Origin of the sequence: Micromonospora foliorum (assembly GCF_022229015.1) — a bacterium.
In the GTDB taxonomy this organism is placed as follows: domain Bacteria; phylum Actinomycetota; class Actinomycetes; order Mycobacteriales; family Micromonosporaceae; genus Micromonospora; species Micromonospora foliorum.
Map to the genome: position 1 here is coordinate 1 of NZ_JAKKFF010000335.1, position 10,211 is coordinate 10,211.

The window sequence follows — 10,211 nt, forward strand, 5'->3', positions numbered from 1 at the left end:
ACCAACTTCCGTGGCGGCCAGGCTCACCGTGCGGCCACGGAAGTTGGTGCGCTCCAACGCGGGCCCGGCCGGCGAGGTACGCGCCTCACGTAGCGCGTACCGGGCCGCCGCGGCACCCGCGCCGGCGATCAACAGCCGGCCCAGCGCGCTCACGCCGGCACCTCGCTGGCTCGGTCACGCGCCGTCTGGTCGGATCCGGACACGGGGGTACGTCGTTCGCTCACTGGGGCAGTCTAGGCAGCAGCGACGGGGCGTTGTCGCCGACGCCGTACTGTCCGGCCTTCTTCTCGGTGAGTTGCTGCACCAGGGCGAGGGTGGTGACCACCTGGCCCTGCACGGTGTTGGCGTTGTCGACGGTGGAGATGGTCTGGGCGAGCACCGGGTCGCCGCGCACCACGCCGACCAGGTTGCCGCCCACGGATCCGTTGCCACCCACCACGATCGCCCCGGTCCGGTCGAACTGCTCGGCGATCTTGACAACCGACTCGTCCCGCTTGTCGGAGTCCTTGTCGACGTACGGCTGGCCGCTGACCACGACGACCGCCTCCGCCGAGGCGGTGACCTTGTTGCTGTCGGTGGTCAGGTAGCCGGCGTTGTTGTAGGCGGCGAGCACCGCCCGCCGGTCGGCGTCGCTGACCGGCGCGACGCCCTGGGCCCGGTCCAGCAGGACGCTGGCCAGCAGCGCGCTGGAGGTCTCCACACCGTGCCCGTTGCCCGGCAGGCCGGTGGTCTGCGCGGTCGGGCGGGCCGCGGTGACGGCCAACTCCAGCAGGTTGGAGTTGTTGTCCGGATTGATGAACTTGTCCTGCAGGTCGACCTGGCCGGTGATGGTGGCCCCGGCCTGCTGGAGCTTCTTGAGCACGCCCTCGGTGTGGTCGCGCCCGTTGGGCAGGCTGAGCACCACGACCCGACGCCCGGTGAGGGTGCCGGGCAGGACGACCTGGGAGATCTCCTCGGCGAACTCCTCTTCCAGCGCGAGTTGCTTCTCCATGTTGCTGACCGTCTGACGCCACTGCTGGTTGTCCTTGCGTAGCCCGGTGACCTGCTCCTTGAGCGAGTCGGCGACCGGGCCGTTGAGGGCGGCTGTGCCGACCACCAGGCCGATCGCCAGAGCCAGGAAGACCGCGGTGAGGGACACCACGTGGTAGCGGAAGTTGATCACGCTTGCAGCCTCTTGATCGGTCGGGAACTAGAAGAGCCGGTACAGCTGGAACACGAAATTGTCCCACCACTCGGCGACCACGCCCAGGTACGCCTTCCCGACGGTCGACACGGCCACCGCGGACGCCATCGCCGCGATCGCCGACAGCACCAGCAGCAGCAGCGACGAGCCGGAGATGCTCTGCCGGTAGAGCCGGCTCACCCCCTTGGCGTCGACCAGCTTGCCGCCGACCTTCAGCCGGGTCAGGAACGTCGAGGCCATCCCGCCGCGACCCTTGTCGAGGAACTCGACGAGGGTCGCGTGGGTGCCGACCGCGACCAGCAGCGAGGCGCCCTTCTCGTCGGCGAGCAGCATGGCCAGGTCCTCGCTGGTCGCCGCGGCCGGGAAGGTGATCGCCGGCACACCGAGGCCGTTGACCCGGGGCAGGCCCGGCGCACGCCCGTCCGGGTACGCGTGCACGATCACCTCGGCGCCGCAGCGCAGCACGTCGTCGGTGACCGAATCCATGTCCCCAATGATCACGTCGGGGGTGTAGCCGGCCTCGACCAGGGCGTCCGCGCCGCCGTCGACGCCGATGAGCACCGGCTTGAACTCCCGGATGTACGGGCGCAGCACGTCCAGGTCGGCCTTGTAGTCGTAGCCGCGCACCACGATCAGGCAGTGCCGACCCTGCATCTGGGTCTCGATGTCCGGCACCCCGACGCCGTCGAGCAGCAGGTCGCGTTCCTGGCGCAGGTAGTCCATCGTGTTGGCGGCGAACGCCTCCAACTGCACCGACAGACCCTCCCGGGCGTCCGCCATCGCCTTGCCGACCGACTCGGCGTCCTGCAGGCTGCCGTGGGCCACCGGCTCGTCACCGGCGAAGACCGTGTTGCCCTCGATGCGCACCTGGTCGCCCTCGCGGATCCGCTCGAAGACGCCCTCACCGAGGTCGTCGAGGAGCGGAATGCCGGCGGCGATCAACACCTCCGGGCCGAGGTTCGGGTAACGGCCGGAGACCGAGGGCTTGGCGTTGAGCACCGCCGCGACCCCGACGGCGACGAGTGAGTCGGCCGCCACCCGGTCCAGGTCGACGTGGTCGATGACCGCGATGTCACCGGGGCGCAGCCGACCGACCAGACGTTTCGTCCGGCGATCAAGGCGTGCGGTGCCGAGGACTCTGCCCGGTTCGGAGTTCCGGTTCCGGCGCAACGTGGGTAGACGCATCGTGACCATCCTGGCATGTGAGGCAGACTTTTCTGTCGCGACATGCCTGAGCAGGGCCGCCTACCCAGGGAAGCACACACCGGCACAAGCCGGTGTGCTTGCGCTCACAATACGCGGCGTCACAACCGCCTTTCCTTGGCGGCCACTGCCAGAAGCTCCTCGGCGTGGGCGATACCCAGATCTGAATCGGGCAAACCCGCCAGCATGCGCGCCAACTCCCGGGCCCGCTCGGTGTCCTCCACCACGCGCACCCCGCTGGTCGTCACCGCGCCACCGGTGTCCTTCGCCACCACCAGGTGCCGGTCGGCGAACGCGGCCACCTGCGGCAGGTGCGTGACCACCAGCACCTGGTGGCTGCGGGCCAGCCGGGCCAGCCGGCGGCCGATCTCCACCGCCGCCTGACCGCCGACCCCCGCGTCGACCTCGTCGAAGACCAACGTGGGCGGGCCGCCCGAGCCGGCGAACACCACCTCGATGGCGAGCATCACCCGGGACAGCTCACCGCCGGAGGCGCCGCGCTGCAACGGCAGCGACGGCGCGCCCGGGTGGGCCAGCAACCGCAGCTCCACCTCGTCACCGCCGTCCGGGGTGACCCCCACCTCGACGCCGTTGACCGAGAGCGTCGGCTCGGCGCGCCCGGCCGGACGGGGCAGCACCGCCACCTCGATCCGCGCGTGCGGCATGGCCAGACCGGCCAGCTCGACGGTGACCTGGTCGGCGAAGCGGACCGCCGCCTCCTGCCGGGAGGTGGACACCCGCCCGGCGAGGTCGGCCACCTCGACGGCGAGGCGCTGGCCCTCCCGTTCCAACTCGTCGAGCAGGTCGTCGGACATGTCCAGGTCGGACAGTCGGGTGCGGGCCCGATCGGCCCAGGCGATCACCCCGTCGACGTCGTCGGCGTACTTGCGGGTCAGCGCGCGCAGCGCGGCCCGCCGCTCGTAGACGTGCTGCAACCGGGCCGGGTCCGCGTCCAGCGTCGCCAGGTACGCCGACAGCTCCGCGGACACGTCGGTGACCAGCGTGGCCGCCTCCTCCAGGCGGGCCGCCAGCTCACCGAGCGCCGGATCGGTGCCGGACTGCGCCTCCAGGGTCCGCCGGGCGGTGCCGAGCAACGCCGCCGCGTCCGGGGTCTCCTCGGCGGCCTCCGCGCCACCGGCCACGCACTGCTGGGCGATCTGCGCGGCCGTCCGCAGGCCCTCGGCGTGCTCCAGCCGCTGCGCCTCGGTCTTCAGCTCGTCGTCCTCACCGGGCTGCGGATCGACCCGGGTGATCTCGTCGAGGCCCAGCCGCAGCAGGTCGGCCTCCTGGTTGCGCTCGCGGGCGTTACGCCGCCGGTCGGCCAGGTCGTCGACGACCCGACGCCATCCCGTGTACGCCTCGCGCAGCGCGTCGAGCAGCTTCTCGTGCGCGGGGCCGGCGAACCGGTCCAGTGCGGCCCGCTGCTCGGCCGGGCGCAGCAACCGCAGCTGGTCGGACTGGCCGTGCACGGCGACCGCCTGCTCGCCGACCTCACCGAGCATCGACACCGGCATGCTCCGGCCCCCGACGTGGGCGCGCGAACGCCCCTCCACGGTCACGGTGCGGCTCAGCAGCACCGAGCCGTCCTCGTCGGGTTCGCCACCGGCCTCGGTGATCCGCGCGTGCACGGCGTCGGCGACCCGCCCGTGCAGCCGCAGCCGCCCCTCCACCACCGCCCGGCCGGGTTGGGCGCGGACCCGCCCGGCGTCGGCCCGGCCGCCGAAGAGCAGGCCGAGGCCGGTGACCACCATCGTCTTGCCCGCACCGGTCTCGCCGGTGATGACGTTCATGCCGCCGGTCAACGGCAGCGTGGTGTCTTCGATGACGCCCAGTCCGGTGATGCGCAGCTCTTCCAGCACAGCCACCGACAGTAGACGCGCGGCCCGACAATTGACCAGCCGACGGGCCCGGGTACGGCCGGTACCCGGCCGACGTACAGTTCTGCCCCGTGTTGGACGTGATCGGCCTGACCTCGGCTGAGGAGGAGCTCTACCGCTGCCTGCTCCAGCTCACCACGGCCCGCATCGACGAGTTGGCCGGTCGCCTGCACCGGCCCCGTGAGCAGGTCGTCGCCCAGGTCGAGGCGTTGCGCGGCAAGGGGCTTGTGCAGCCCACCGACAACGACCCGGACGCCCCGCTGCGCCCGACGGCCCCGGACGTCGCCCTCGGCGGGACGCTGCTGCGCCGCCAGGAGGATCTGGAGGCGGCCCGCCGGCTGGTCACCCAACTGGCCGAGGAGTACCGCTCCGGGCTGCGCCGACACCACGTCGACCACCTGGTGGAGGTGATCACCGGCACCCGGGCTCTGCGGGACCGGTTGCGCGATTTGCAGAATTCGGCGCGTACCGAGGTGCTCTGGTTCTGCCGGGCCAATCCCCTCGCCATGGCCGGCCCGGAGAATGTCGAGGAGTTCGACGCGCTGGCCCGTGGGGTGAGCTACCGGGCCATCTACGAGCGTGACCTGCTGCTGGAGCCGGGCGCGTTGGCCGACCTGTCCAAGGGGGTCGCCGCCGGGGAGCAGGCCCGCGTCCTGGACCGGCTGCCGGTCCGACTGGCCATCGTGGACGCCCGCACGGCCGTCTGCCCGTTGGTGCCGGACCGCGACGGCGGCGAACCGAGCGCCGCCGTGATCGGCCGCAGTCAACTGCTCGACGCGCTGCTCGCCCTCTTCGAGAGCCACTGGCGGGTGGCCACCCGGCTGCGCCTCGACGACCCCCTGGCCGTCGCGGCCCCCGAGGCTCGACGGCCGGAGCCGGCGGACCAGCCGGGCGACGGTTACCAGCCCGACGCCGACGAGGCCCGGCTGCTGTCGCTGTTCGTGGCGGGCGTACCGGACAAGTCCATCGCCTCCCAGCTCGGGGTGAGCCGGCGGACCGTGCAACGGCGGATCGCCGACCTGATGGCCGCCGCCGGCGTGGACACCCGGCCCGGGTTGGCGTTCCAGGTGGCCCGACGCGGCTGGCTCTGACGCGAAAGGGTCCGCCGTCGACCGACGGCGGACCCCATCCGGCGGGGCGGGACGGCCCAGGCCGCCCCGCCCTGCCCGATCAGCGCATCCCGTACGCCTGGAGCACCGTCTGGTCGACGGTGTTCCCGGCCCGGTCGGCGGCGTGCACCCGCAGCGACACCGTTCCGCGCCCCGCCGGCACGGTCGCGGTGTACCGGGTGCCCGACCCCGTGGTCGGCGCGTTGCGCCAGGTGACGCCCCCGTCGAAGGAGACCTGCACCCGGACGCTGGTGCCGGTCGGCGTCGGCACCCCGGCCGGCTGCCGCAGGGTCAGCCCCAACCGGTGCGGCCGGTTGCCGGGTACCGTGCCGAGCAGGTCGGCCGGCACCCGGTAGTCCACCTGGAGCAGCGACAACGGCGTGGCGGCGTCGCCCGCCGGTCGGCCCGAGGTGAACTCCCAGGCCGTGTCGGTCCGCGTGCCGTAGCGCCACTCGACCGAGGACCGCTGGGTGGTCACGTCCAGGCGGTAGCGGGCCGCCCCGGCGGTCGTGGGCACCGGCGCCCAACCGGCGGAGAGGTCCGCGATCTGCTGCCCGTTGCGGCTGACCCGCGCCGTGACGGTGTCCGACTCCTCACTCTCGCCGGCCAGGCTGTAGTGCCCCTCGGCGTCGACGAACTCGGGCACCCGCAGCTCCAGGTTGTCACCGGTGCGGGTGGGCACCGGCGCCCCACTGGCCGGGACGGCCGGGCGGATCACCGGCGCGTGCCAGGTCTCGGTCACCCGGTCGTCGGCGGCGTAGCGCCTCGGCTGCTGGGTCAGACCACCGATCAGCTGCCCCCACTGCATGAACATGAGCTTGTGCAGCACCCGTTGCTGCCACCAGTTGTCACCGGCGCTGACGAACTCCTGCCGGGTGGTGCCGGCACGGACCAGCCGCTGGTTGTCGTTCCAGGCGGTGTCCTGCCACGGACGCCACCCGAACCGCTGCTCGCTGGCCCATTCCCCGCCGACGTTCCCGTAGTGGTTGGTGACCTCGGCGGTGTTCCCCTCGGTGACCCTGTGGACGATCCGCTCGGGGACCCGACCCTTCGAGACCTGCCACACGTCGTACAGGTACGGGCTCTCCACGGTCAACGTCAGGTCCAGCGTCGTGTGGCGCTTCCGGACCGCCGCGATGATCTTCTGCCCGTCGTCGTACGCCACCGCCATCGCCGGGATCGGCAGCCGGTCGCCCAACGGGGTCCAGGACGTCCACGCGCTCTGGTCGGCGGGTCGGACGACGAGCGCCACCTTCGCCCCGGCGGCGGCCGCTGCCGCGATCTGCTCCTCCTCCGAGGCGTCCGGGCTGGTGGTGAGCAGCGCCGCGGCGCCGCGTACCCGGGTCAGCTCGGCGGGGGTGCCGGTGCCGGCCCAGACCAGCGGCAGCCTGCGCCGGTCGGTCGTTGCCGGCGAGTAGCCCATCAGGTTGATGTCCAGCGGACCGGACACCCCGCTGATCGTCGCGTCCACCATCGGCGCGACCAACTGCCAGCGCGACGCGAACTCGAACTCGCCCTGGCGCACCGCGGGGGTCGGGGTGACGTTTACCTGCTGGATGGTGCTGAAGGTCATCACCCCGTGGTCCACCTGCCGGCCGTTGCCGAAGACCCGGTGCTCGTAGAAGCTGATCGTCGACCGCTGCTCGGAGGGCTTCGGCGTCTCGATCCGCACCGGGGTGCCCTTGCGCGGGTCGAGCACCACGGTGAGGTCCCGGTCGACCAGCAGCTCCGGGTCGGTGACCAGGGTGATCTGCTCGTCCAGCGGGGCACCGTGCTCGATCAGCGCCTCGACCAGGTAGGGGCCCTCCTCGACCTGGATTCGCACCTCGCCGCCGACCCAGCCGAGCCAGTCGGATTCGGGCTGCTCACCGAAGAGGGTGAGCACCGACGCGAGACCCGGCTGACCCTGCATGTCCAGCGCCCGCACGGTCACGATGTGCAGCGGACCACTGAGGGTGAACGCGACGGCGGTGCGCACCGCGACGCCGTCCGCGCCGATGGCCACCAGCCACCCGCTGTGCAGACCCCGGTCCAGCTTCGCCGGGTCGGCCCGCAACGGCACGGCGACGCTGCCGCCGGCCGGCACGGTCACCTCGGCGCCGCCGACCGCGACCCCGTCGGTCTCGGCCGCACGGGTGTCCAGGTTGCGCAGCTCCAGGGCCAACCGCAGGGTCTGCGGGGCCGTGCCGCCGTTGGTGTACGTGACGGTCCGCTCGACCGTCGCGCCACCGGTGCTGAGCCGGCCGAAGTCGACGGTGCCGGACGCGTACACCCGCTGGCCGAGCGCGCGGGCCACGTCGACCCGGCCGGCGCCCTGCTCGAAGACGGTCAGCGCCGGGTTCGCCTTCGTGGTGCTGACCAGCGCGTCCTTGAGCTTCGCGGCGGGCCAGTCCGGGTGTTCCTGGGCCAGGATCGCCGCCGCGCCGGCCACGTGCGGGGTGGCCATCGAGGTGCCGGACGCGGTCGTGTAGGCGTCGTCCACCGGCGTACCCATGGCGGTGCCGGCGGCCCGGGCGGCGATGATGCCGACGCCCGGCGCGGTGATCTCGGGCTTGAGGCCGTTGTCGCCGAGACGCGGGCCCCGGCTGGAGAACTCCGCGAGGTTGTCGTCGCGGTCGACCGCGCCGACGGTGAGCGCCGCCGCGGCCGCGCCGGGCGCCCCGACGGTACGCGCGGCGCCGGAGTTGCCGGCGGCGACCACGAAGAGCGCGCCGGTCTCGGCGGTCAGGTCGTTCACCGCCTGGCTCATCGGGTCGGTGCCGTCGGTCGGGTCGCCACCGAGGCTCATGCTGACCACCTTCGCGCCGGAGTGGGCGGCCCACTCCATGCCCGCGATGATGGACGAGCTGTAGCCGGAGCCACCGTCGTCGAGCACCTTGCCGACCAGCAGTCGCGCCCCCGGGGCGACGCCCTTGCGTCTCCCGTCGGACGCGGCCCCGCTGCCGGCGATGGTGGCGGCCACGTGGGTGCCGTGGCCGTGCCCGTCGCGGGCGCTGCCGCTGCCGGAGAAGTCCTGTGCCTCGGCGATCCGGCCGGCCAGGTCGGGGTGGGTGGCGTCGACGCCGGTGTCGAGCACCGCCACCTTCACGCCGGCACCGTCCCGGCCGGCGGCCCAGGCGATCGGGACGCCGATCTGCGGCACGCTGTGCTCCAGCGTCGGGTGGACCTTCCCGTCCAGCCAGATCCGGTCGACACCGGCGCCGAGCCGGGCCGGCGAACCGGCGGTGACCCGCTGCCCGGGCGCGCCGCGCAGCGACGTCCACAGACCACCGAGGTCGCCCTTGCCGACCCGCAGCGCGGCGCCGTTGATGCTCTCCAGGGGACGCGCGTCGGTGGCGCCGGCCAGCGGCCTGACCCGTCCGGCGGCCGGCTCCTGATAGCGGACGATCAGCGGCAACGCGCCCTGCGCGGCGTCGCCGTAGCCGTCGGCGGCCAACTCCTGCACGTCGAACAGGTCGGGGTCGAGCACCCCCGTGGAGAGGTACGGCATGACGTCGCTGGGCAGCACGCGCAACCCGCCGTCCGCCTCGACGGTCTGGAAGGTGATCCGGTTGCGCCCCGGGCCGGGGTGGACGGTGGCGGCCACCCGACCGGGTGCCGCCTGCACCAGGTCGACCTGGTCGCCGGTGATCAGAGTGATGCGGACGGGTGCGTGCTGGGCGGGCGTGTCCGACGTCGGGCCGGTGGGCCGGGCGGGCGGGTCGGCGGACGCCGGTGCGGCGACGCCGACCACCAACGCGCCGACCGCGCCGACGGCGAGCCAGCGGGGGGACCAGTGCATGCGATGGGCTCCTCTACTCCTCCAGGCCCGCCATCCGTGGATGAGGGCCGATCGGAGTCTGCGTCGGAGCCTGTCACCAGGTCACTAGTCGCCCGCCGCCGCAGCGGCGACATGTCGTCAGGTGGACAACTGACATCCACCCACGGTGTGCGTCACGGTCACCGGCGGCTGCCGCGCCAACCGTGCACGGGGAGGCCGAACTTGGCCACCAGCCGGTCGGTGAACGGGCGGGGGCGCAGCCGCACGATGCGTACCGGCAGGCCGCCCCGGCGCACCGTCACCCGCGCGCCGGGCGGCAGGTCGTAGACCCGCCGGCCGTCGCAGGAGAGCACGGCGAGGGTGGTGAACGGGTCGACGGTGATCACGAAGGTGGACGTCGGGGCGGTGACCAGCGGGCGGCTGAACAACGCGTGCGCGCTGATCGGCACCAGCAGCAGCGCCTCCACCTCCGGCCAGACCACCGGGCCGCCACCGGAGAACGCGTACGCGGTGGAGCCGGTGGGGGTGGCGCAGACGACACCGTCGCAGCCGTAGCGCGACAGCGGCCGGCCGTCCACGTCGACGAGCAGTTCGAGCATCTGGGCCCGCTCGCCCTTCTCGATGCTGATCTCGTTGAGTGCCCAGGACTCGATGGTCGGCCCACCGTCGAACTCGGCGGTGACGTCCAGGGTCAGCCGCTCGTCGACCGTGTAGTTGCGGCCGACGACGTCCCGGACCGCCGTGTCCAGGTCGTCGATCTCCGCCTCCGCCAGGAAGCCCACCTTGCCGAGGTTGATGCCGAGCAGCGGCGCCTTCGCCGGCCGGGCCAGCTCGGCGGCGCGCAGGAAGGTGCCGTCCCCACCGAGCGCGAAGACGATCTCGGCGCCCTCGGCGGCCTGGGGGCCGGCGACCGGCACCACGCCGGGCAGGTCGAGGTCGTCGGCCTCGTCGGCCACCACCCGTACCTCGAAACCCGCGGCGATCAGGTCGGCGGCGACCGACCGGGCATGCTCGGTGCTGCGCCGACGGCCGGTGTGCGTCACCAGCAGCGCGGTCCGGCTCATCGGGCGACCCGCCCA

General features: G+C 73.1%; 6 protein-coding genes. 1 reads left to right on the top strand and 5 read right to left on the bottom strand.

Annotated features, from left to right (window positions below):
* Positions 1-220: 220 nt before the first annotated feature.
* The 3 genes from PSH25_RS23270 to recN all read right to left on the bottom strand — a co-directional run bounded on the left by PSH25_RS23270 (position 221) and on the right by recN (position 4,245).
* The gene (locus PSH25_RS23270) at positions 221-1,162 is read right to left on the bottom strand and encodes a copper transporter (protein WP_238661092.1); all 942 of its coding nucleotides are present in this window, start codon (positions 1,160-1,162) and stop codon (positions 221-223) included.
* 27 nt (positions 1,163-1,189) lie between these two features.
* Positions 1,190-2,368: a putative cytokinetic ring protein SteA gene (gene steA, locus PSH25_RS23275; RefSeq protein ID WP_238661093.1), complete on the bottom strand. Its 1,179-nt coding sequence runs from the start codon at positions 2,366-2,368 to the stop codon at positions 1,190-1,192.
* A 119-nt stretch (positions 2,369-2,487) separates the two neighbouring features.
* Complete coding sequence (recN, locus tag PSH25_RS23280; protein ID WP_238661096.1) at positions 2,488-4,245, bottom strand: DNA repair protein RecN; 1,758 nt, start codon at positions 4,243-4,245, stop codon at positions 2,488-2,490.
* An 89-nt stretch (positions 4,246-4,334) separates the two neighbouring features.
* On the opposite strand from recN, the gene PSH25_RS23285 reads away from it, so the two are divergent.
* Positions 4,335-5,354, top strand: coding sequence for a helix-turn-helix domain-containing protein (locus tag PSH25_RS23285; RefSeq protein WP_238661094.1), 1,020 nt, complete (start codon positions 4,335-4,337; stop codon positions 5,352-5,354).
* Between the two features lie 79 nt (positions 5,355-5,433).
* Here PSH25_RS23285 and PSH25_RS23290 read toward each other — a convergent pair whose 3' ends face one another.
* Both PSH25_RS23290 and PSH25_RS23295 read right to left on the bottom strand, forming a co-directional pair.
* The gene (locus tag PSH25_RS23290) at positions 5,434-9,153 is read right to left on the bottom strand and encodes a S8 family serine peptidase (protein ID WP_238661095.1); all 3,720 of its coding nucleotides are present in this window, start codon (positions 9,151-9,153) and stop codon (positions 5,434-5,436) included.
* 158 nt (positions 9,154-9,311) lie between these two features.
* Positions 9,312-10,196: an NAD kinase gene (locus tag PSH25_RS23295; RefSeq protein ID WP_238661097.1), complete on the bottom strand. Its 885-nt coding sequence runs from the start codon at positions 10,194-10,196 to the stop codon at positions 9,312-9,314.
* Positions 10,197-10,211 lie beyond the last annotated feature (15 nt).